This is a genomic window from Pseudomonas sp. S44, from assembly GCF_016624805.1.
Lineage (GTDB): Bacteria > Pseudomonadota > Gammaproteobacteria > Pseudomonadales > Pseudomonadaceae > Aquipseudomonas > Aquipseudomonas machongensis.
On the sequence record NZ_JACVTY010000029.1, the window covers coordinates 1 to 22,578 of the forward strand.

The 22,578-nt window shown below is 62.7% G+C and carries 20 protein-coding genes; 9 read left to right on the plus strand and 11 right to left on the minus strand.

The features are described from left to right. Positions 1 to 32: 32 nt before the first annotated feature. The 7 genes from IAE40_RS19865 to IAE40_RS19895 all read right to left on the minus strand — a co-directional run bounded on the left by IAE40_RS19865 (position 33) and on the right by IAE40_RS19895 (position 7,840). Complete coding sequence (locus IAE40_RS19865) at positions 33 to 467, minus strand: GNAT family N-acetyltransferase (RefSeq protein ID WP_054892342.1); 435 nt, start codon at positions 465 to 467, stop codon at positions 33 to 35. Then, complete coding sequence (locus tag IAE40_RS19870; protein ID WP_125930289.1) at positions 460 to 1,626, minus strand: ribosomal protein uL16 3-hydroxylase; 1,167 nt, start codon at positions 1,624 to 1,626, stop codon at positions 460 to 462. Before IAE40_RS19870 ends, IAE40_RS19865 begins: the two co-directional genes overlap by 8 nt. Positions 1,627 to 1,707: 81 nt before the next feature. Continuing rightward, positions 1,708 to 3,078: an adenylosuccinate lyase gene (gene purB, locus IAE40_RS19875; protein ID WP_200603736.1), complete on the minus strand. Its 1,371-nt coding sequence runs from the start codon at positions 3,076 to 3,078 to the stop codon at positions 1,708 to 1,710. Between the two features lie 186 nt (positions 3,079 to 3,264). Beyond that, complete coding sequence (gene hflD / locus IAE40_RS19880; RefSeq protein WP_054892339.1) at positions 3,265 to 3,891, minus strand: high frequency lysogenization protein HflD; 627 nt, start codon at positions 3,889 to 3,891, stop codon at positions 3,265 to 3,267. Next, complete coding sequence (gene mnmA / locus IAE40_RS19885; RefSeq protein WP_153773010.1) at positions 3,888 to 5,012, minus strand: tRNA 2-thiouridine(34) synthase MnmA; 1,125 nt, start codon at positions 5,010 to 5,012, stop codon at positions 3,888 to 3,890. The genes hflD and mnmA overlap by 4 nt, the downstream gene beginning before the upstream one ends. Before the next feature lie 58 nt (positions 5,013 to 5,070). Continuing rightward, positions 5,071 to 5,511: an NUDIX hydrolase gene (locus tag IAE40_RS19890; protein ID WP_153773011.1), complete on the minus strand. Its 441-nt coding sequence runs from the start codon at positions 5,509 to 5,511 to the stop codon at positions 5,071 to 5,073. A gap of 103 nt (positions 5,512 to 5,614) precedes the next feature. Then, positions 5,615 to 7,840, minus strand: coding sequence for an NADP-dependent isocitrate dehydrogenase (locus IAE40_RS19895; protein WP_153773012.1), 2,226 nt, complete (start codon positions 7,838 to 7,840; stop codon positions 5,615 to 5,617). A 430-nt stretch (positions 7,841 to 8,270) separates the two neighbouring features. Between IAE40_RS19895 and icd the strand changes: the two genes are divergently transcribed. After that, positions 8,271 to 9,527 carry an NADP-dependent isocitrate dehydrogenase gene (gene icd / locus IAE40_RS19900; RefSeq protein WP_054892335.1) on the plus strand — a complete coding sequence of 419 codons (1,257 nt, stop codon included), beginning with the start codon at positions 8,271 to 8,273 and terminating at the stop codon, positions 9,525 to 9,527. A 73-nt stretch (positions 9,528 to 9,600) separates the two neighbouring features. Here the strand turns inward: icd and cspD are convergent, their stop codons facing one another. After that, positions 9,601 to 9,849: a cold shock domain-containing protein CspD gene (gene cspD, locus IAE40_RS19905; protein ID WP_063544259.1), complete on the minus strand. Its 249-nt coding sequence runs from the start codon at positions 9,847 to 9,849 to the stop codon at positions 9,601 to 9,603. Positions 9,850 to 10,077: 228 nt separating this feature from the next. Here cspD and clpS point away from each other — a divergent pair, with 228 nt between their 5' ends. Then, positions 10,078 to 10,440: an ATP-dependent Clp protease adapter ClpS gene (gene clpS, locus IAE40_RS19910; protein WP_054892333.1), complete on the plus strand. Its 363-nt coding sequence runs from the start codon at positions 10,078 to 10,080 to the stop codon at positions 10,438 to 10,440. Positions 10,441 to 10,470: 30 nt separating this feature from the next. Then, positions 10,471 to 12,741, plus strand: coding sequence for an ATP-dependent Clp protease ATP-binding subunit ClpA (gene clpA / locus IAE40_RS19915; protein ID WP_054892332.1), 2,271 nt, complete (start codon positions 10,471 to 10,473; stop codon positions 12,739 to 12,741). Between the two features lie 121 nt (positions 12,742 to 12,862). Here the strand turns inward: clpA and infA are convergent, their stop codons facing one another. From infA to aat, 3 genes are all read right to left on the minus strand, one after another. Continuing rightward, on the minus strand, positions 12,863 to 13,081 hold the full coding sequence (infA, locus tag IAE40_RS19920; RefSeq protein WP_002553999.1) for a translation initiation factor IF-1: 219 nt from the start codon (positions 13,079 to 13,081) through the stop codon (positions 12,863 to 12,865). Between the two features lie 102 nt (positions 13,082 to 13,183). Beyond that, entirely contained in the window at positions 13,184 to 13,891 is a 708-nt protein-coding gene (locus IAE40_RS19925; RefSeq protein ID WP_054892331.1) for an arginyltransferase, read from the minus strand. 55 nt (positions 13,892 to 13,946) lie between these two features. Further along, complete coding sequence (aat, locus tag IAE40_RS19930) at positions 13,947 to 14,627, minus strand: leucyl/phenylalanyl-tRNA--protein transferase (RefSeq protein ID WP_153773013.1); 681 nt, start codon at positions 14,625 to 14,627, stop codon at positions 13,947 to 13,949. A 407-nt stretch (positions 14,628 to 15,034) separates the two neighbouring features. Here aat and ftsK point away from each other — a divergent pair, with 407 nt between their 5' ends. The 6 genes from ftsK to cysG all read left to right on the plus strand — a co-directional run bounded on the left by ftsK (position 15,035) and on the right by cysG (position 22,549). Beyond that, entirely contained in the window at positions 15,035 to 17,452 is a 2,418-nt protein-coding gene (gene ftsK / locus IAE40_RS19935) for a DNA translocase FtsK (protein WP_200603737.1), read from the plus strand. 62 nt (positions 17,453 to 17,514) lie between these two features. Next, on the plus strand, positions 17,515 to 18,138 hold the full coding sequence (lolA, locus tag IAE40_RS19940; protein WP_065864365.1) for an outer membrane lipoprotein chaperone LolA: 624 nt from the start codon (positions 17,515 to 17,517) through the stop codon (positions 18,136 to 18,138). Between the two features lie 11 nt (positions 18,139 to 18,149). Then, on the plus strand, positions 18,150 to 19,475 hold the full coding sequence (locus tag IAE40_RS19945; RefSeq protein ID WP_054892327.1) for a replication-associated recombination protein A: 1,326 nt from the start codon (positions 18,150 to 18,152) through the stop codon (positions 19,473 to 19,475). Then, a complete protein-coding gene (gene crcB / locus IAE40_RS19950; RefSeq protein ID WP_054892326.1) occupies positions 19,472 to 19,846 on the plus strand; it encodes a fluoride efflux transporter CrcB in 375 nt (124 codons plus the stop codon). The genes IAE40_RS19945 and crcB overlap by 4 nt, the downstream gene beginning before the upstream one ends. Before the next feature lie 30 nt (positions 19,847 to 19,876). Beyond that, positions 19,877 to 21,157: a serine--tRNA ligase gene (serS, locus tag IAE40_RS19955; protein ID WP_153773015.1), complete on the plus strand. Its 1,281-nt coding sequence runs from the start codon at positions 19,877 to 19,879 to the stop codon at positions 21,155 to 21,157. Continuing rightward, a complete protein-coding gene (gene cysG, locus IAE40_RS19960; protein ID WP_200603738.1) occupies positions 21,158 to 22,549 on the plus strand; it encodes a siroheme synthase CysG in 1,392 nt (463 codons plus the stop codon). Positions 22,550 to 22,578: the final 29 nt, after the last annotated feature.

Here is a 22,578-nt window from a genome sequence, read left to right on the forward strand (position 1 = left end):
ACGGAGGGGCCGGCAGTGCCGGCCCCTTCCGATCAGGCGATCTCGCGCGAATCGCGGACCATGTCCACGTGCGGGATGCCGGCCTCGAGGAACTCTTCGCTGACCACCTTGAAACCCAGGCGCTCATAGAAGGGTGTGGCATGTACCTGGGCGCTGAGCATCTGCTGCTTGAGGTCACGGTTCTGCGCTTCGATGATGACCGCATTCATCAACGCGTCACCGACTTTCAGACCACGCCAGTCCTTGAGCACCGACACTCGACCGATGGTGCCGTCTGGCAACAGGCGCGCGGTGCCGATCGGGTAGTCACCTTCCATGGCCAGGAAATGGACCGCGGTCGGATCTTCGGCATCGAACTCCAGCTCTGGCGGCACGTGCTGCTCGGCGACGAATACCGCGCTGCGGATACGATGGATATCGGCGTTGTCTTTATGCCAGTCGGCGAGGCGAACGCGGATCTTATTCATTGGCAAATCCCAGGCTTCCTTGTTGAACCAACTGGCAGACAAGCGTGAGGCCTTCTTCGTCTTCCAGCCACTCTACAAGGTTTTCGCTGTGCAGGGCGTCGGCTGAACAAATCAGTTGCAAAAGAGCACGCAGATGACCGGACAGCAGGCGGCTCTGGCCGCTGGCGAACAGCAGCAGGTTGTCGTCGACTTCCGACCAGGCCAGGCGTGCGCTCGGGTTGCGCACCAGGATCGCGCCCTGTTCGAGATAATTGATCAGCTCTTCTTCGCTCAGCGCCTCGCCTGCCACCTGCTCGGGGTAGCGCGGCTCGGTCATGAACTGGCCGAACCAGGTCAGCAGCAGGCGCTCGTCACCCATGTGCTCGGCCAACAGGGCCTTGAGGCGGTCGAGGGCGTCGTGCTGGATCTGGTGTGGGTCGCTGACAGGTTGGGCGTCGGCGTCGCTGTAGCGCTCTTCGTCAGGCAGGAACTGGCTGAGGAAGTCGGTGAAGTGGGTCAGCACTTCGGCAGCGCTTGGGGCGCGGAAGCCGACCGAGTAGGTCAGGCAGTCGTCCACGGCCACACCGTAGTGGGCCAGGCGCGGCGGCAGGTAGAGCATGTCGCCCGGCTCAAGGGTCCATTCGTCGCTCTGCTCGAAATCGGCGAGGATGCGCAGGTCGGCGTGTTCGATCAGCGGGCTGTCGCTGTTGCACATCTGGCCGACTTTCCAGTTGCGCTTGCCATGGCCCTGCAGCAGGAATACGTCGTAGTTGTCGAAGTGCGGACCGACGCTGCCACCGGGGGCGGCAAAGCTGATCATCACATCGTCGATACGCCAGCTGGGCAGGAAGCGGAAGTTCTCCAGCAGCTCGGCCACCTCCGGAACGAACTGGTCCACGGCTTGGACCAGCAGGGTCCAGTCACGCTCGGGCAGGGTGGCGAAGGTGTCTTCCTCGAACGGGCCGCGGCGCAGCTCCCATGGGCGTTCGCCGTGCTCCAGCACCAGGCGCGATTCGACCTCTTCCTCAAGGGCCAGCCCGGCCAGCTCGTCCGGATCGATCGGGCTTTCGAAGTCGGTGAAGGCCTGGCGCACCAGCAGGGGCTTCTTCTGCCAGTAGTCGCGCAGGAATTCACGAGCGGTGAGGCCGCCAAGCAGCTGCAGTGGAGTATCAGGATTCATGTTCAACCTATTGAAAAAACGTAATTTTCGTCCGGGAATAAAAACGCCCGGCTGAGCCGGGCGTTGTACGCAGGGCGCAGGTCAGATGCGTTTGGCCTGGGCGGCTGCGTTGCCGATGTAGGTGGCCGGGGTGAGCAGCTTGAGCTCGGCCTTGGCGTCGGCCGGCATGTCCAGGCCGTCGATGAAGGTCAGCAGCGCTTCAGGGGTGATGCCCTTGCCACGGGTCAGCTCCTTGAGCTTCTCGTAGGGGTTCTCGATGTTGAAGCGGCGCATGACGGTCTGGATCGGCTCGGCCAGTACTTCCCAGCAAGCGTCGAGGTCGGCGGCGATGCGCGCTTCGTTGACCTCCAGCTTGCCGATGCCCTTCAGGCTGGCTTCATAGGCGATGACGCTATGGGCAAAGCCCACGCCCAGGTTGCGCAGCACGGTGGAGTCGGTCAGGTCGCGCTGCCAGCGCGAGATCGGCAGCTTGCTGGCCAGGTGCTGGAACAGCGCGTTGGCGATACCGAGGTTGCCTTCGGAGTTTTCGAAGTCGATCGGGTTGACCTTGTGCGGCATGGTCGAGGAGCCGATTTCGCCGGCGACGGTCTTCTGCTTGAAGTAGCCCAGCGAGATGTAGCCCCAGACGTCGCGGTCGAAGTCGATGAGGATGGTGTTGAAGCGAGCGATGGCATCGAACAGCTCGGCGATGTAGTCGTGCGGCTCGATCTGGGTGGTGTACGGGTTGAACTGCAGACCCAGTTCGTCTTCGATGAAGGCGCGGGCGTTCTGCTCCCAGTCGATCTGCGAGTAGGCCGACAAGTGGGCGTTGTAGTTGCCCACGGCGCCGTTGATCTTGCCCAGCAGCGGCACGGCGGCGACCTGGGCGATCTGGCGCTCCAGGCGGTAGACGACGTTGGCCAGCTCTTTGCCCAGGGTGGTCGGCGAGGCCGGCTGGCCGTGGGTGCGCGACAGCATCGGCACGTCGGCGTGCTGGCGGGCCAGGGCGCGGATGGCCTCGGCGATCTGGCGCATCAGCGGCAGCAGCACCTCGTCACGACCGGCGCGCAGCATCAGGGCGTGGGACAGGTTGTTGATGTCTTCGCTGGTGCAGGCGAAGTGGATGAACTCGCTGACCTTGGCCAGCTCAGGCAGCTTGGCGGCCTGCTCCTTGAGGAGGTATTCGATCGCCTTGACGTCGTGGTTGGTGGTGCGCTCGATTTCTTTCACACGCTCGGCGTGCTCGAGCTTGAAGTCGGTCGCCAGGCTGTCCAGCAGAGCGTTGGCTTCGGCGGAGAACGCCGGCACTTCGCCGATCTGCGGGTGGGCGGCCAGACGCTGCAGCCAGCGTACTTCGACCAGGGCGCGGAAACGGATCAGGCCGAATTCGCTGAAGATGGGGCGCAAGGCCTGGGTTTTGCCGGCGTAACGGCCGTCTACAGGGGAAACCGCAGTGAGCGAAGAGAGCTGCATGGGGTGTTCTCGGACAGTCAGGCTTTTGGAAGGGCGCATATCATACATGAAAATTGCGCCTGGGTCGGTTGGCTGACCAAAGGTCGGCCGTCGAAACGCGTGTCGCGGTTCCTGTAGGAGCGGGCTTGCCCGCGAATGCGGCGGTGAGTCCGGCATCGCATTCGCGCGCAAGCCCGCTCCTACAGGTCAGGAAGGCGCGCGCATCATGTCGTACAGCTCATTGAGCAACTTGCGTCGGCTGAACACCAACTGCCAGCGATGCCCGCCCAGCTGGCGCCACAGGCGTGCGGCGCGGATGCCCGCCAGCAGCAGGGCGCGGATCTTCGAGGCGTTGCTGGCCTGCTGCAGGAAGCGCATGTCGCCGTGCACCTGGATGCGCTGACGCAGGGTGCTCAGGGTGTCCTGGTACAAGGCTCCGCTGGAAGCGATGACGTTTTCGTGAACCAGGCCGAAATGATCGGCTTGCGACTGGATCTGCGGCAGACGGTTGCCGATGGTGTCGAGCAGGTCGCCACGCTTGGCCAGTTGACGCTCAAGGCCCAGCATCGAAAGGGCGTAGCGCAGCGGCTCGCGTTGCAAGCTGCTGGGGTCGCGCTCCAGGGCGCCGACCAGTGCGCGGTAGCCGTCACGCAGGTTCAGGTCGTCGCCGCCGAACACTTCCAGGGTGCTGTTCGGGTCGCGTACCAGCAGGCTGCCGAGCATGCAGCCGATATTGGCTTCGCTGGCCTGCCCGGTGCGGGCGATGCGATCGACCAGCACAGCAGCCTGGAACACGCCGCCAAGGGCGATCAGTTGCTCCTGCAGATTGCTCATGCGCGTGGGCTCCAAGGCTCGGCGCTCTCGATCACGCCGCCGCCCAGGCATACCTCGCCGTCATAGAACACCACCGATTGACCCGGCGTCACGGCGCGTTGCGGTTCGTCGAACACCGCGCGGTAGCCGTTCGCGGTGCGTTCCAGGGTGCAGTGCTGGTCGCTCTGGCGGTAGCGCACCTTGGCAGTGAGTCGACGTGGGCTGCTCAGGTCGAACGGGTTGACCCAGAAGATGTCCGAGGCGAGCAGGGCGCGGGAGAACAGCCATGGGTGTTCGTTGCCCTGGCCCACCACCAGCACATTGCGCGCCAGGTCTTTTTCCAGCACGTACCAGGGCTCGTCGCCGGCGTCTTTCAGGCCGCCAATGCCCAGGCCCTGGCGCTGGCCGATGGTGTGGTACATCAGGCCGTGGTGCTGGCCGATCACTTCGCCGTCGGTGGTCTGGATCTCGCCAGGCTGGGCGGGCAGGTACTGCTTGAGGAAGTCGCTGAAGCGACGCTCGCCGATGAAGCAGATGCCGGTGGAGTCTTTTTTCTTCGCCGTGGCCAGGCCGTGTTTTTCGGCGATGGCACGTACTTCGGGCTTTTCCAGCTCGCCAACGGGGAACAGGGTGCGGGCGATTTCCGCGCCGCCCACGGCATGCAGGAAGTAGCTCTGGTCCTTGTTCGGGTCCAGGCCCTTGAGCAGTTCTGTCAGCTCGCCGGTATCGCGGCGGCGCACGTAGTGACCGGTGGCAATCAGGTCGGCACCCAGCGACAGGGCGTAGTCAAGGAAGGCCTTGAACTTGATTTCGCGGTTGCAGAGGATGTCCGGGTTGGGTGTACGGCCGGCCTTGTACTCTTCGAGAAAGTGCTCGAACACGTTGTCCCAGTATTCGGCGGCGAAGTTGGCGGTGTGCAGCTTGATGCCGATGCGATCGCACACGGCCTGGGCGTCGGCGAGGTCTTCGCGGGCGGTGCAGTACTCGGTGCCGTCATCCTCCTCCCAGTTTTTCATGAACAGACCTTCCACCTGGTAGCCCTGCTCCATGAGCAGAAGGGCGGAGACGGAAGAGTCCACGCCGCCGGACATGCCGACGATGACGCGGGTCCTGGAAGGGTCTTTGGGTGTTGGGCTGGTCATGGCTACCGATGTGTATCTGGGGGAAAAATTCCGATTCTATCAGGACGGCGCATCCGCGTCAGTCGCGCAGCAGCGAGAGGCTGTGCAGCGGGCCTGCGAGATAGTCGTCGAGGCAGCGTGGCACCAACTCGCTGCGCCAGCGCGTGGGGTCGGCCAGGAGTTCGTCGCGGGTCAGCCACAGGGCGCGGGTGATGTCGCTGTCCAGGACTCGCTCGGGGTGGTGGCGCAGGGGGCGGGCGGCGAAGCAGATACGCTGGTATGTCACGCCGTTGCTCGGCGCGGTGTAGAGGTAGATACCGACCACGCCGGTCAATTCGACCTCCCAGGCGGTTTCCTCGAGGGTTTCGCGCAGGGCGGCCTGGGGCAGGGTTTCGTTGGCTTCGAGGTGGCCGGCGGGTTGGTTGAAGACGTGCTTGCCAGCCTTGAACTCCTCGACGAAGAGGAATTTGCCCTCGTGTTCGACGATGGTGGCGACGGTGATGTGGGGTTGCCAGGTCATGAACAGCTCCCTAAGGGTTCGCATTGGCCGCTAGATATCATTTATCCAGAAAGCACAAACCCCGGTGCGTGGCCGGGGTTTGTGCTGTTACTTCAAGCGAACCTTACAGGGCGGCGATGGCGCTGTTCAGGGTCTGGCTTGGGCGCATCACCTTGGCGGTCAGCTCGGCATCAGGCGCGTAGTAGCCACCGATGTCGGCCGGCTTGCCCTGGACGGCGTTGAGCTCGGCGACGATGGTCGCTTCGTTCTCGGTCAGGGTCTTGGCCAGTGGGGCGAAGCGTGCCTGCAGGGCAGCGTCGTCGCTCTGGGCAGCCAGGGCCTGGGCCCAGTACAGGGTCAGGTAGAAGTGGCTGCCGCGGTTGTCGATACCGCCGACCTTGCGCGAAGGCGACTTGTTGGTGTCGAGGAACTTGCCAGTGGCCTGGTCCAGGGTGTTGGCCAGTACTTTGGCACGTGGGTTGTCGTAGGTGTTGCCCAGGTGCTCGAGGGAGGCAGCCAGGGCCAGGAATTCACCCAGCGAATCCCAACGCAGGAAGTTCTCTTCGACCAGCTGCTGCACGTGCTTGGGTGCCGAACCGCCGGCGCCGGTCTCGAACAGGCCGCCACCGTTCATCAGTGGCACGATCGACAGCATTTTGGCGCTGGTGCCCAGTTCCATGATCGGGAACAGGTCGGTCAGGTAGTCGCGCAGCACGTTGCCGGTCACCGAGATGGTGTCCTTGCCTTCGCGGATGCGAGCCAGGGAGAACTTGATGGCGTCGACCGGTGCCAGGACGCGGATGTCCAGGCCAGTGGTGTCGTGATCCTTCAGGTACTTCTGTACCTTCTCGATCATCACGCCGTCATGGGCGCGAGCCGGGTCCAGCCAGAACACCGCAGGGGTGTTGCTCAGGCGGGCGCGGTTGACAGCCAGTTTCACCCAATCCTGGATCGGTGCGTCCTTGGTCTGGCACATGCGGAAGATGTCACCGGCTTCGACGTTCTGCTCCAGAACGACGTTGCCCTTGCCATCGACCACGCGTACGACGCCGTCGGTCTTGATCTGGAAGGTCTTGTCGTGGGAACCGTACTCTTCGGCTTTCTGCGCCATCAGGCCAACGTTCGGTACGCTGCCCATGGTGGTCGGATCGAAGGCGCCGTTTTTCTTGCAGTCTTCGATGGTGGCCTGGTAGATGCCGGCGTAGCAGCGGTCCGGAATGATCGCCTTGGCGTCTTGCAGCTCGCCTGCGGCGTTCCACATCTTGCCCGAGTCGCGGATCATCGCTGGCATCGAAGCGTCGACGATGACGTCGCTCGGTACGTGCAGGTTGGTGATGCCCTTGTCGGAGTTGACCATGGCCAGGGCCGGGCGAACGGCGTACAGGGCCTGGATGTCGGCTTCGATCTCGGCCTGCTTGTCGGCTGGCAGGTCCTTGATGCGGGCGTACAGGTCGCCGATGCCGTTGTTGGCGTTGAAGCCCACTTCGGCCAGCGCAGCCGCGTGCTTGGTCAGCACGTCGTTGTAGAACTCTTCGACGATGACGCCGAACATGATCGGGTCGGAAACCTTCATCATGGTGGCTTTCAGGTGTACCGACAGCAGTACGCCAGAAGCCTTGGCATCGGCGATCTGCTCGGCGATGAAGGCTTTCAGGGCCTTGCGGCTCAGGGTGGCGCAGTCGATGACTTCGGCGGCCTTGACGGCGGTTTTCTCTTTCAGGACGCTGGTGGAACCGTCCTTGCCGACCAGTTCGATGCGCAGGCTGTCGTCAGCCTCGATCAGCGCGGCTTTCTCGCTGCCGTAGAAGTCGCCTTGGGTCATGTGGGCAACGTGCGACTTGGAGTCGGCGGCCCAGGCACCCATCTTGTGCGGGTGCTTGCGAGCGTAGTTCTTGACCGACAGCGGTGCACGACGGTCGGAGTTGCCTTCGCGCAGTACCGGGTTCACGGCGCTGCCCTTGATGCGGTCGTAGCGCGCGCGGGACTCTTTCTCTTCGGCGCTGGCCGGCTCGTCGGCGTAGTCGGGGATGTTGAAGCCCTTGGCCTGAAGTTCCTTGATCGCCGCCTTCAGCTGTGGAACCGAAGCGGAGATGTTCGGCAGCTTGATGATGTTGGCTTCAGGGGTGGTGGCCAGCTGGCCCAGTTCCGCCAGGTGATCGCCTACCTGCTTCTCTGCGCCCAGTTGTTCCGGGAACGCCGCGAGGATACGGCCAGCCAGGGAAATGTCGCGGGTTTCGACGGCGATGTCAGCCGAAGCGGTGAAGGCTTCGATGATCGGCAGCAGCGAGTAGGTGGCGAGGGCGGGGGCTTCGTCGGTGAAGGTGTAGATGATCTTGGAACGGGTGGGCATGCGGGTTAACTCTCTATGTGCTGAGCGTACTCGAGTCTCGAGGTGCGCAGGGTAGGCGCTTCGCCCTGGCGACGCCATGAGCGGATGGTCGAGAGGCTGCGAGCGGTGATGGTGGATGCATCAGTCGAGCGTCAAATGCTGGGATGCGGTAACAGCCCAGGCTTTCTGGCCTTTCCTGGCCGAGGGCGAGCCGCATTTTCCAAGGGTTCGCCCCGATGACCCTGCGGTCAGGGCCGGAGTATATCAAACCCTTTGGGCTAATCAGCAAGGCGAAGTGATATCGACGCCTTTATAAGACCAAAGATGTACGGGCAATGTGGCGTGATGCCGCAGGGTGCCGGGGCTGTCCGGCTTGCAGGTCGGCGGATGTGGTTTAGGCTCATTGGATCGCATGATGTCCAACCACCCCCGACAGCGGAGTAGTGCAAGCATGGGATACCAGAAAATCAAGGTTCCGACGGATGGCGCCAAGATCACCGTCAATGCAGACCATTCGCTCAACGTTCCCGACAACCCGATCATCCCCTACATCGAGGGCGATGGCATCGGTGTCGATGTCTCTCCGGTCATGATCAAGGTGGTGGATGCCGCCGTGCAGAAGGCCTACGGCGGCAAGCGCAAGATTGCCTGGATGGAGGTGTACGCCGGCGAGAAGGCCACGCAGGTCTATGACCAGGATACCTGGCTGCCCCAGGAGACCCTCGATGCGGTGCGCGACTACGTGGTGTCGATCAAGGGCCCGCTCACCACGCCGGTGGGTGGCGGTATCCGCTCGCTGAACGTCGCCCTGCGCCAGCAGCTCGACCTGTACGTCTGCCTGCGCCCGGTATTGTGGTTCCAGGGCGTGCCCAGCCCGGTGAAGAAGCCTGGCGATGTCGACATGGTGATCTTCCGCGAGAACTCCGAGGATATCTACGCCGGTATCGAGTGGAAGGCTGGCTCGCCCGAGGCCAACAAGGTGATCAAGTTCCTGAAGGAGGAAATGGGCGTCACCAAGATCCGGTTCGACCAGGACTGCGGCATCGGGGTCAAGCCGGTCTCGCGCGAGGGCACCAAGCGCCTGGTGCGCAAGGCCCTGCAGTATGTGGTGGATAACGATCGCGAGTCGCTGACCTTGGTGCACAAGGGCAACATCATGAAATTCACCGAGGGTGCTTTCAAGGACTGGGGTTACGAAGTGGCGAAAGACGAATTCGGCGCCGAGCTGCTCGATGGCGGCCCGTGGATGAAGTTCCGCAATCCGAAATCGGGCCGCGAAGTCATCGTCAAGGACGCCATTGCCGACGCCATGCTCCAGCAGATCCTGCTGCGTCCGGCCGAGTATGACGTGATTGCCACGCTCAACCTCAATGGCGACTACCTGTCCGACGCGCTGGCGGCGGAGGTGGGCGGTATCGGTATTGCGCCGGGCGCCAACCTTTCCGATACCGTGGCCATGTTCGAGGCGACCCATGGCACTGCGCCCAAGTATGCCGGGCAGGACAAGGTCAATCCGGGGTCGGTGATCCTGTCTGCCGAAATGATGTTGCGGCACATGGGCTGGACCGAAGCGGCCGACCTGATCATCAAGGGTACCAACGGCGCGATCGCCGCCAAGACCGTGACCTACGACTTCGAGCGCCTGATGGACGGCGCCAGGCTGGTGAGCAGCTCGGGCTTCGGCGATGAGATGATCAAGCACATGTGAGGTAACAAAAAAACCGGCCGTCTCTTCATATTAAAGAGGCGGCCGGTTTTTTCGTATAGGACAGGAGTTGGAGTCAGGCCTCGGCAGCCGTGTTCGCCTGCGAGGTGCCTACCGTGGTGCTGGGGCTGGAGATATTGACCGCGTGCAGTCCCTTGGGGCCTTGGACGATGTCGAAGGAGACTGTCTGGCCGGCCTTCAATGTCTTGTAGCCGTCCATCTGGATCGCCGAATAGTGGGCGAACAGGTCGTCTGTCTTGCCCTCTTCGTTGATGAACCCATAGCCCTTGGCATTGTTGAACCACTTGACTTTACCGCTTGCCATCCCTATGTCCCTCTGCAAAGGACTCCATCACTGGAGTATCATCCACTTCATCCGCATACGAACCGTGCGAAAAATCTGGTTGACTGCGCGGATCTTTATAGACCACGGTGGGTTCTTATTGGTTGTAACACCGTTTTGCCGATAGTCAAGGTCATGCGGCGGCCGCTCCTGCGGTGACTGCGCGGTCAATCCATTACCCTAACCTGTCGATATGATGAAATTCTTTCCATGCATGCACTCAGGCAGATTCGACTAACATTCAATCAGGATCATCCGAAGTCCGATGAGGACGACGGTGCAGGTCTGGCAGTGCAGGAAGCCAAGCCGATCCTGCAGGCGCCACCGATGTACAAGGTGGTTTTGTTCAATGATGACTACACGCCGATGGATTTCGTCGTCGAAGTGCTCGAGACGTTCTTCAGTCTGAACCGCGAGCTGGCGACCAAGATCATGCTGACCGTCCATACCGAGGGCCGGGCAGTGTGCGGATTGTTTACCCGCGACATCGCCGAGACCAAGGCCATGCAGGTCAATCAATACGCAAGAGAAAGCCAGCATCCGCTACTCTGTGAAATCGAGAAGGACGGTTAATCGCCGACCACTTGGGTATGAGGTGAAGCTATGTTAAACCGCGAGCTCGAAGTCACCCTCAATCTGGCCTTCAAGGAGGCCCGTTCGAAGCGTCATGAATTCATGACCGTCGAACACCTGTTGCTGGCACTCCTTGACAATGAGGCCGCCGCGACCGTTCTGCGCGCCTGTGGCGCCAATCTCGACAAGCTCAAGCATGACCTGCAGGAGTTCATCGATTCGACCACGCCACTGATTCCCGTCCACGACGAGGACCGCGAAACCCAGCCTACGCTCGGTTTCCAGCGTGTGCTGCAGCGCGCCGTTTTCCACGTGCAAAGCTCCGGCAAGCGTGAAGTGACCGGTGCCAACGTGCTGGTAGCGATCTTCAGCGAACAGGAAAGCCAGGCCGTGTTCCTGCTCAAGCAGCAGAGCGTGGCGCGCATCGATGTGGTCAACTACATCGCCCATGGCATCTCCAAGGTGCCGGGGCACGGTCCGCATGCCGACAGCGACCAGGAAATGCAGGATGAGGAGGGGGGCGAGGCGTCTTCGTCAAGCAACCCGCTGGACGCCTATGCCAGCAACCTCAACGAACTGGCCCGTGCCGGTCGTATCGATCCGCTGGTGGGGCGTGAGCAGGAGGTCGAGCGCGTCGCGCAGATCCTGGCCCGTCGCCGCAAGAACAACCCGCTGCTGGTCGGGGAGGCGGGCGTCGGCAAGACTGCCATCGCCGAAGGCCTGGCCAAGCGTATCGTCGATGGCCAGGTGCCGGACCTGTTGGCGCAGAGCGTGGTCTACTCGCTCGACCTGGGTGCGCTGCTGGCCGGCACCAAATACCGCGGCGATTTCGAGAAGCGCTTCAAGGCGCTGCTCGGTGAGCTGCGCAAGCGTCCGCAGGCAATCCTGTTCATCGACGAGATTCACACCATCATTGGTGCCGGTGCGGCATCCGGTGGGGTGATGGATGCGTCCAACCTGCTCAAGCCGTTGCTGTCCTCCGGGGATATCCGCTGCATCGGCTCGACCACCTTCCAGGAATTCCGTGGCATCTTCGAGAAGGACCGTGCCCTGGCGCGGCGTTTCCAGAAGGTCGATGTCAGCGAGCCGTCGGTGGAAGATACCGTCGGTATCCTGCGTGGCCTGAAGGGGCGTTTCGAAAGCCACCACAACATTGAGTACAGCGATGAGGCGCTGCGCGCGGCTGCAGAACTGGCTGCTCGCTACATCAATGACCGCCACATGCCGGACAAGGCCATCGACGTGATCGATGAAGCGGGTGCATACCAGCGCCTGCAGCCGGAAGCCAGCCGGGTCAAGCGCATCGAGGTGCCGCAGGTCGAGGACATCGTCGCCAAGATCGCGCGGATTCCGCCGAAGCACGTCACCAGTTCCGACAAGGAGCTGCTGCGTAACCTGGAGCGTGATCTCAAGCTGACCGTGTTCGGTCAGGATGCGGCGATCGACTCGCTGTCCACCGCCATCAAGCTGTCGCGTGCAGGCCTGAAGGCGCCGGACAAGCCGGTCGGCTCGTTCCTGTTCGCAGGGCCTACCGGTGTCGGCAAGACCGAGGCTGCCCGTCAGTTGGCCAAGGCGCTTGGGGTGGAGCTTGTGCGCTTCGACATGTCCGAGTACATGGAGCGGCATACCGTGTCGCGCCTGATCGGTGCGCCGCCCGGCTATGTCGGTTTCGACCAGGGCGGTCTGCTGACCGAGGCGATCACCAAGCAACCGCACTGTGTGCTGCTGCTCGATGAGATCGAGAAGGCCCATCCTGAAGTCTTCAATCTGCTGCTGCAGGTGATGGACCACGGGACGCTGACCGATAACAACGGGCGCAAGGCCGACTTCCGCAACGTGATCCTGATCATGACCACCAACGCGGGTGCCGAAACCGCGGCGCGTGCCTCGATCGGCTTCACCCAGCAGGATCATACGTCCGATGCCATGGAGGTCATCCGCAAGAGCTTCACGCCGGAGTTCCGCAACCGCCTGGACACCATCATCCAGTTCGGCCGCCTGAGCCACGAGACGATCAAGAGTATCGTCGACAAGTTCCTCATCGAGCTGCAGGCCCAGCTGGAAGACAAGCGCGTGTTGCTGGAGGTCAGCGACGAGGCGCGCGGCTGGCTGGCAGTCAAGGGCTACGACGTGCAGATGGGCGCACGGCCGATGGCACGCCTCATCCAGGACAAGATCAAGCGGCCGCTGGCCGAGGAGATCCTGTTCGGCGAGCTGTCCGAGCACGGTGGCGTGGTGCATGTCGAGTTGCGTGACGGTGAGCTGGTCTTCGATTTCGAGACCACGGCCGAGGTTGCGTAACAGCGGTGTCGCGCTGTGCCTGTGGGAGCGGCTTTGGTCGCGATCACAGGCACAGCCGGTCTACATTCAAGCAGATACAAAAAAGCCCGGCACATAGGCCGGGCTTTTTCATGGCTGGAGCTTAGCGGGCGCGGTAGGTGATGCGGCCCTTGCTCAGGTCGTATGGCGTCAGTTCGACGCGAACCTTGTCGCCAGTGAGAATACGGATGTAGTTCTTGCGCATCTTGCCGGAGATGTGCGCGGTAACGACGTGCCCGTTTTCCAACTCCACGCGGAACATGGTGTTGGGCAGGGTGTCGACGACAGTGCCTTCCATTTCGAAGCTGTCTTCTTTCGACATGCAGTAAAGCCCTCGGTATCCAGTGATGGCCCGACGCACGACTGCACCGGGCAAAAAAGTGGCGTGGATTATGCCCGAAAACTGTGTTTCAAGCCAATGCTTTCAGTTGAGACTGACCCAGCGCTGGTTGATCAGCAATTCGATGGGGCGATACTGGGTCTTGTAGTTCATCTTCTTGCAGTTCTTGATCCAGTAACCCAGGTAGACAGCCTCGAGATTCTGCCGCAGCGCTTCGGTGATCTGCCAGAGAATGGCAAAGCGCCCCAGGCTGCGACGTTCTTCATCGGGCTCGTAGAAGGTGTAGACCGCCGAAAGACCGTTGGGCAGCAGGTCGCACACGGCGATCGCCAGCAGGCGGCCTTCGAGGCGGAACTCGTAGAACCAGCAGAATGGCAGGTCGCGTACCAGGAAGGTGGAGAACTGGTCGCGGCTGGGCGGGTACATGTCGCCGTCCGAATGGCGCTGTTCGATGTAGCGTCGATACAGGTCGAAGTACTCTTCCTTGAACGCTGGGCGCGCAGCGGTGACGGTGACGTCGGCGTTGCGTTTGAGGATGCGCCGCTGCTGGCGGTTGGGGATGAAGCGTGCCGCGGGGATGCGCGCCGGCACGCAGGCATTGCAATTCTGGCAGTGCGGGCGATAGAGATGATCGCCGCTGCGACGAAAACCCATTTCAGAAAGGTCGGCGTACACATGGACGTCCATCGGCTGGCTGGGGTCCAGGAACAGCGTGGTCGCCTGCTCCTCCGGCAGATAGCTGCAGGAGTGAGGTTGAGTGGCATAGAACTTCAACCGCGCCAACTCTGTCATGATCGACCCCTCGGCAAGACGTTGTCTTAAGTGTATGCCAGCAATGGGAACTCGCCTAGCGAACCCAGGTTGCCTTGCTGGGCTGGTCGAGGTGGCGCGCGAGATAACGGGCGAACTCGGCGCGGCTGATGGCGCGAGCACCGAGGCTGTGCAAATGATTGGTCGGCATCTGGCAGTCGATCAGGGCAAAGCCGGCCTGGCGCAGGTGCTCGACCAGGGTCGCGAAGCCGACCTTCGAAGCGTTGTCGGCACGGCTGAACATGGACTCTCCGAAGAACAGCTGGCCCATGGCCAAGCCATACAGGCCGCCGACCAGCTCGCCATCCTGGCGCACCTCCACCGAATGGGCGATGCCGCGTCGATGCAGTTCACAGTACGCGGCCTGCATGCTGTCGGTGATCCAGGTGCCGTCGGCGTAGTCGCGCGGAGCGGCGCAAGCGGCGATGACCCGTTCGAAGTCGCTGTCGAAGCTGACCTGATAGCGACCCTGGCGCAGGAGCTTGGCCAGTGAGCGCGAAACGTGCAACTCGTCCGGGAAGAGTACGGTGCGCGGGTCCGGTGACCACCAGAGGATGGGTTGGCCGTCCTGGTACCAGGGAAAGCAGCCATGACGATAGGCCTGGATCAGGCGCTCTGGCGTCAGGTCGCCACCGGCGGCGAGCAGGCCGTTGGGCTCGTTCAGGGCTTTTTCCAGGGGCGGGAAGGTCAGCGAGTCGCGGGTCAGCCAGGTGAGCATGGTCTTTCGGCGGTAGGGGAGGGGAGAGGGCAGCATGGCGGCTGAAAGAAACGTGGTCAACGTCTGGCCTTGTGCTGCCTGAGGGGCTGCCAGCGAATGGGATTGGTTCCTGCCCGCCATGGGTGGTTTTGGCACAGCGTATACGGCGGTTTCCTACGCATTAATGAGCCATCCGGCACCAACCCGGACATTTGCTGTCATACCTGTGCAAAAATACAGCATAAGCCTTTGTCACAGAACAAAATGCATGCTCAAATTGCACCCATGGAAATCGGCCCTCCGTTCATGCGCCATGCGGCGTGCCGCCATGGCGGCAGGCGGGCAGTAATGATAAAAGTAGTGGTTCGTCGGCCAGTCATCGGCTCGATCACTATTTAACGCGCAGCGAGCGCAGGAATAGACGCGTTTTGAAGAAATCCACCGCAACCCCGACCCCTTTGCCCGTGCCATTGTGGCGCCAGCAGTTGCATTATCGCCTCAAGGAAGGCGCGCTGATCGCCGTCGGTGCCCTGTGCCTGTACCTGTGGATGGCGCTGCTGACCTACGACACGTCCGATCCGAGCTTCAGCCACACCAGCAACGTCGATCAGGTGCAGAATGCTGCCGGGCGCGCCGGAGCCTTCTTCGCCGACATCCTGTTCATGGTGCTCGGCTACTTCGCCTACATTTTCCCGTTGCTGCTGGCAATCAAGACCTGGCAGATCTTCCGCGAGCGCCATCAGCCCTGGCAATGGAGCGGCTGGCTGTTCTCCTGGCGCTTGATCGGCCTGGTGTTCCTGGTGCTGTCGGGCGCGGCGCTGGCGCATATCCATTTCCACCCTACTGCGAGCATGCCGTTCTCCGCAGGCGGTGCCCTGGGTGAAAGCCTGGGTGACCTGGCGCGCAACCTGCTGAATGTGCAGGGCAGCACGCTGATGTTCATCGCCCTGTTCCTGTTCGGCCTGACCGTGTTCACCGATCTGTCCTGGTTCAAGGTGATGGATGTCACCGGCAAGATCACCCTCGATCTGTTCGAACTGGTGCAGGGCGCAGCCACTCGCTGGTGGGAGGCGCGCAACGAGCGCAAGCGCCTGGTGGCGCAACTGCGCGAGGTAGATGACCAGGTCGATGAGGTGGTTGCTCCTGTGGTCGCGGACAAACGCGAGCAGATCAAGGCCCGCGAGCGCATCATCGAGCGCGACGATGCACTGACCAAGCACGTGGCCCAGCGCGAGCAACAGCCGGCCCCGGTGATCAACATACCCACGCCGCCGCCCAAGGCCCCCGAACCGAGCAAGCGGGTGATGAAGGAGAAGCAGGCGCCGCTGTTCGTCGATAGCGCCGTCGAAGGCACGCTGCCGTCGATCTCCATTCTCGACCCGGCCGAGCAGAAGAAGATCGAGTATTCGCCCGAGTCGCTGGCTGGCGTCGGTCACCTGCTGGAAATCAAGCTGAAGGAGTTCGGTGTCGAGGTGTCGGTGGACTCCATCCATCCGGGCCCGGTGATTACCCGTTACGAAATCCAGCCGGCTGCAGGTGTCAAGGTCAGCCGCATCGCCAACCTGGCGAAGGACCTGGCGCGTTCGCTGGCAGTGACCAGCGTGCGGGTGGTCGAGGTGATCCCCGGCAAGACAACCGTGGGTATCGAAATCCCCAACGAGAACCGCCAGATGGTGCGCTTCTCCGAAGTGCTGTCGACCCCGCAGTACGACGAGCAGAAGTCGCCGGTCACCCTCGCGCTGGGTCATGACATCGGCGGCAAGCCAGTGATCACCGACCTTGCCAAGATGCCGCACTTGCTGGTGGCCGGTACCACTGGTTCCGGTAAATCGGTGGGTGTGAACGCGATGATCCTTTCGATCCTGTTCAAGTCCGGCCCTGAAGATGCGCGGCTGATCATGATCGACCCGAAGATGCTCGAACTGTCGATCTACGAAGGCATTCCGCACCTGCTGTGCCCGGTGGTCACCGACATGAAGGACGCCGCCAACGCCCTGCGCTGGAGCGTCGCCGAGATGGAGCGCCGCTACAAGCTGATGGCTGCCATGGGCGTGCGTAACCTGGCGGGCTTCAACCGCAAGATCAAGGACGCCCAGGAAGCGGGTGAGGTCATCCACGATCCGCTGTACCGTCGCGAGAGCATGGAAGACGAGCCGCCGACGCTCAAGACCCTGCCGACCATCGTGGTGGTTGTCGATGAATTCGCCGACATGATGATGATCGTCGGCAAGAAGGTCGAAGAGCTGATCGCGCGTATCGCCCAGAAGGCGCGGGCGGCCGGTATCCACCTGATCCTCGCCACCCAGCGTCCGTCGGTCGATGTGATCACCGGCCTGATCAAGGCCAACATCCCGACCCGCATGGCGTTCCAGGTGTCGAGCAAGATCGACTCGCGGACCATCATCGACCAGGGCGGTGCCGAGCAGCTGCTCGGTCATGGTGACATGCTCTACATGCCGCCGGGTACCAGCCTACCGATCCGTGTTCATGGTGCCTTCGTGTCCGACGATGAAGTGCATCGCGTGGTCGAGGCGTGGAAGCTGCGTGGCGCACCGGACTACAACGACGACATCCTCAACGGTGTCGAAGAGGCCGGCAGCGGCTTCGAAGGTGGCGGCGGTGGTGGCGATGGTGACGATGCGGAAACCGACGCCCTGTACGACGAAGCGGTGCAGTTCGTGCTCGAGAGCCGCCGGGCGTCGATCTCCGCGGTACAGCGCAAGCTCAAGATCGGCTACAACCGTGCCGCGCGGATGATCGAGGCGATGGAGATGGCCGGCGTAGTCACCCCGATGAACAGCAACGGCTCGCGGGAAGTGATTGCCCCGGGTGGCCCGCGCGATTGATGATCACTTTGCCGGGCGCCAACTACGGCGTTCGGCCTATTCACTGCTCAATGAGGATTCCCATGCGCGCGATTCGCATGCTGTTGGTTTCTGCCCTGACCCTGGGCTCGGTTACGGCTTATGCCGGTGAGCAAGATGTACAGCGCCTGACCCAATTGCTGGAAAAGTCCCAGACCATCGAGGCCAACTTCTCCCAGCTGACCCTGGATGCCAGCGGCACCAGCTTGCAGGAAACGACCGGCAAGATGACGGTCAAGCGTCCGGGGCTGTTCTACTGGCACACCGATGCTCCGCAGGAGCAGGTGGTGGTGTCCGATGGGCAAAAAGTCACCCTGTGGGACCCGGACCTGGAACAAGCCACGGTCAAGAAGCTTGACGTGCGTTTGAGCCAGACCCCGGCGCTGCTGCTGTCCGGCGATGTGTCCAAGATCAGCCAGAGCTTCGACATCGCGTCGAAGGAGCAGGGGGAGGTCATGGACTTCACCCTCAAGCCCAAGACCAAGGACACGCTGTTCGACTCCCTGCGCATCTCGTTCCGCAAAGGGCTGATCAATGACATGCAACTGATCGACAGCGTCGGTCAGCGCACCAACATCCTGTTCAACGGGGTCAAGGCCAACCAGGCTGTCCCGGCGAGCACGTTCCAGTTCAAGATCCCGGAAGGCGCCGACGTCATCCAGGAGTAACGCGAGGCATCATGGACCTGTTTCGAAGCGAACCCGTTGCCCAGCCCCTGGCTGCTCGCCTGCGTCCGTCCAACCTGGACGAGTACGTGGGCCAGGAGCATCTGCTGGCGCGCGGCAAGCCGCTGCGTGAAGCGCTGGAGCAGGGTGCGCTGCACTCGATGATCTTCTGGGGGCCGCCGGGGGTTGGCAAAACGACGCTGGCCCGGCTGCTTGCGCAGTTTTGCGATGCACATTTCGAGACGGTCTCGGCGGTGCTGGCGGGGGTCAAGGAAATCCGCCAGGCCGTCGAGGTGGCCAAGCAGCAGGCCGGCCAGTATGGTCGGCGTACCATCCTGTTCGTAGATGAAGTGCACCGCTTCAACAAGTCCCAGCAGGATGCCTTCCTACCCTACGTCGAAGACGGCACCTTGCTGTTCATCGGCGCCACCACCGAAAACCCTTCGTTCGAACTGAACAACGCCTTGCTGTCGCGGGCTCGGGTCTATGTGCTCAAGAGCCTGGACGAAGCGGCCCTGCGCAAGTTGGTCAACCGTGCGCTGACCGAAGAACGTGGGCTGGGCAAGCGCAACCTGCGGGTCGGCGATGAGGCGTTCAAAATGCTCATGGCTGCCGCCGATGGTGATGGTCGACGCATGCTCAACTTCCTCGAGAACGCTTCCGACCTTGCCGAGGATGGCAGCGAAATCGACGTGCAGATGCTGCAAAGCCTGCTTGGCGACAGCCGCCGCCGCTTCGACAAGGGTGGCGAGGCGTTCTATGACCAGATATCAGCGCTGCACAAGTCGGTGCGCGGCTCCAATCCTGACGGTGCGCTGTACTGGTTCGCGCGCATGCTCGATGGCGGTTGCGATCCCTTGTACATCGCCCGTCGCGTGGTGCGCATGGCCAGCGAGGACATCGGTAACGCCGACCCCCGCGCACTGAGCCTGTGTCTGGCAGCCTGGGATGTCCAGGAACGCCTGGGCAGCCCCGAGGGCGAGCTGGCGGTGGCTCAGGCCATCACTTACCTTGCCTGCGCACCCAAGAGCAACGCCGTCTACATGGGCTTCAAGACCGCCTTGCGCGAGGCCGCCGAGCATGGCTCGCTCGAAGTGCCACTGCACCTGCGCAACGCACCGACCAAGCTGATGAAGCAACTGGGCTATGGCGATGAGTACCGCTACGCCCACGACGAGCCGGATGCCTACGCAGCAGGCGAAGATTACTTCCCCGACGAGCTCGAGCCACGCCCCTATTACCAGCCAGTGCCACGTGGCCTGGAATTGAAGATTGGCGAGAAACTGCGCCACCTTGCCGAACTGGACCGCAACAGCCCCCGTCAACGGAGAAAAACGTGATTGCCCTGATCGCTTCGGTGAGCGCCGCAGGTATTGCTGGCACCTTGCTTCGCTTTGCGGCGGGCAACTGGGTCAATGCCCACTGGCCACGGCACTTCTATCTCGCTACGCTTGCGGTCAATCTGGTGGGCTGCCTGATCATTGGTGTGCTGTACGGCCTGTTTCTCAACAAGCCCGGCGTGCCGATCGAGGTACGTGCGGGGCTGATTGTCGGCTTCGTCGGCGGGTTGACCACCTTTTCATCCTTTTCACTGGATACGGTGCGCCTGCTCGAAAGCGGACAGGCGCCCCTGGCCTTCGGCTATGCCGCCGCCAGCGTGCTGGGCGGGCTGCTCGCCACCTGGGCTGGCCTTGCCCTGACCCGAATCTGAACCAACACCTAAACACAACGAGAGAACGATATGCTCGATTCCAAACTGTTACGCGGCCAACTTCAGGAAGTGGCGGAACGCCTGGCCTCCCGTGGCTTCAGCCTGGATGTCGCGCGCATCGAATCACTGGAAGAGCGCCGCAAGTCGGTGCAGACCCGCACCGAGCAGCTGCAGGCCGAGCGTAATGCCCGTTCCAAATCCATCGGCCAGGCCAAGGCCAAGGGCGAAGACATCGCCCCGCTGATGGCGGACGTCGAGCGCATGGCCAACGAGCTGGCGGCCGGCAAGACAGAGCTGGACGAGATCCAGGTCGAGCTCGACGGCATCCTGCTGACCATCCCCAACCTGCCGGACGCCAGCGTGCCGGTCGGCGCCAGCGAAGAAGACAATGTCGAAGTGCGCCGCTGGGGCACGCCGCAGGCCTTCGACTTCGAGATCAAGGACCACGTTGCCCTGGGTGAGGTCAGCGGTGGCCTGGACTTCGAGGCCGCGGCCAAGCTGTCCGGCGCGCGCTTTGCCGTGCTGCGTGGGCCGATCGCCCGTCTGCACCGCGCCCTGGCGCAGTTCATGATCAACCTGCACACCGGCGAGCACGGCTACGAGGAGCACTACACCCCGTACCTGGTACAGGCCCCGGCCCTGCAGGGCACCGGCCAGTTGCCGAAGTTCGAGGAAGACCTGTTCAAGATCACCCGCGAAGGCGAGGCCGACTTCTACCTGATCCCGACCGCCGAAGTGTCGCTGACCAACCTGGTGGCGGGCGAGATCCTCGACGCCAAGCAGCTGCCGCTGAAACTGGTCGCCCACACCCCGTGCTTCCGCAGCGAAGCCGGCGCATCGGGCCGTGACACCCGCGGCATGATCCGCCAGCACCAGTTCGACAAGGTCGAGATGGTCCAGGTGGTGGAGCCGTCCAAGTCGATGGAAGCCCTTGAAGGCCTGACCGCCAACGCCGAGCGCGTGCTGCAGTTGCTCGAGCTGCCGTACCGCGTGCTGGCCCTGTGCACCGGCGACATGGGCTTCGGCGCCGTGAAGACCTACGACCTGGAAGTGTGGGTGCCGAGCCAAGGCAAGTTCCGTGAAATCAGCTCCTGCTCCAACTGTGGCGACTTCCAGGCCCGCCGCATGCAGGCCCGCTGGCGCAATCCGGAAACCGGCAAGCCGGAGCTGGTGCACACGCTCAACGGCTCGGGCCTGGCGGTGGGCCGTACGCTGGTTGCGGTGCTGGAGAACTACCAGCAGGCCGATGGTTCGATTCGCGTCCCTGAAGTGCTCAAGCCCTACATGGGCGGCGTCGAGGTTATCCGCTAAATGAAGTACCTGCCGCTGTTCCATAAGCTGCAGGGCGGCCGGGTACTGGTCGTCGGCGGCGGTGAGATCGCTCTGCGCAAGGCGCGCCTGTTGGCTGATGCCGGGGGTGTGCTGCGGGTGGTCGCGCCGGAAGTCGACGGCCAGTTGGCCGCGCTGGCCAGGGAAGGCAGCGGAGAGGTGCTGGTGCGTGGCTATCAGGTCGCTGACCTGGAGGGGTGCCGTCTGGTGATCGCTGCCACCGATGACCCGGCGCTCAACGCGCAGGTGTCGGCAGACGCACAAGCGCGCAGCCTGCCGGTCAACGTGGTGGATGCACCGGCCCTGTGCACAGTGATCTTCCCTGCCATCGTCGATCGCTCGCCGTTGGTTGTGGCGGTGTCCAGTGGCGGCGATGCGCCGGTGCTGGCACGCTTGATCCGGGCCAAGCTCGAGGCCTGGATTCCGTCCACCTATGGCGAGCTGGCAGGCCTGGCCGCGCGTTTTCGGGACAAGGTCAAGTCGCTGTACCCGGACGTCAACCAGCGGCGCGGCTTCTGGGAGACAGTGTTCCAGGGGCCGATCGGCGAGCGCCAGTTGGCCGGGCAGGGCGCCGAAGCCGAGCGCCTGTTGCAGGCCATGGTCGATGGCGCCCCTGTGCAACAGGGCGGTGAGGTCTATCTGGTCGGTGCCGGTCCTGGTGATCCCGACTTGTTGACCTTCCGTGCCTTGCGCCTGATGCAGCAGGCTGACGTGGTGCTTTACGACCGTCTGGTGGCTCCGGCCATCATCGAGATGTGCCGGCGTGATGCCGAGCGCATCTATGTCGGCAAGCGTCGCGCTGACCATGCCGTGCCCCAGGACCAGATCAACCGCCTGTTGGTCGATCTGGCCCGCCAAGGGAAGCGTGTGTTGCGCCTGAAGGGCGGCGATCCGTTCATCTTCGGCCGTGGCGGCGAGGAAATCGAGGAACTGGCCGACGAGGGCATCCCCTTCCAGGTGGTGCCGGGTATCACGGCGGCCAGCGGTTGTTCGGCCTACGGCGGTATTCCGCTGACTCACCGCGACTATGCCCAGTCGGTGCGCTTCGTCACGGGCCACCTCAAGGACGGCACCAGTAACCTGCCCTGGAATGACCTGGTGGCGCCAGCCCAGACCCTGGTGTTCTACATGGGCCTGGTTGGCTTGCCGACCATCTGCGCCGAGTTGATCCGTCATGGTCGTGCGGCAAGTACGCCGGCAGCACTGGTGCAGCAGGGCACTACCCGCAATCAGCGCGTGTTCACCGGGACCCTGGCAGACCTGCCGGACCTGGTCGCCCGGCATGAGGTGCATGCGCCGACCCTGGTGATCGTTGGGGAAGTGGTGCAGTTGCGTGACAAGCTGGCCTGGTTCGAAGGGGCGCAGAACAGCTGATCACTGGCACCACTTTGTGATCCATTCGC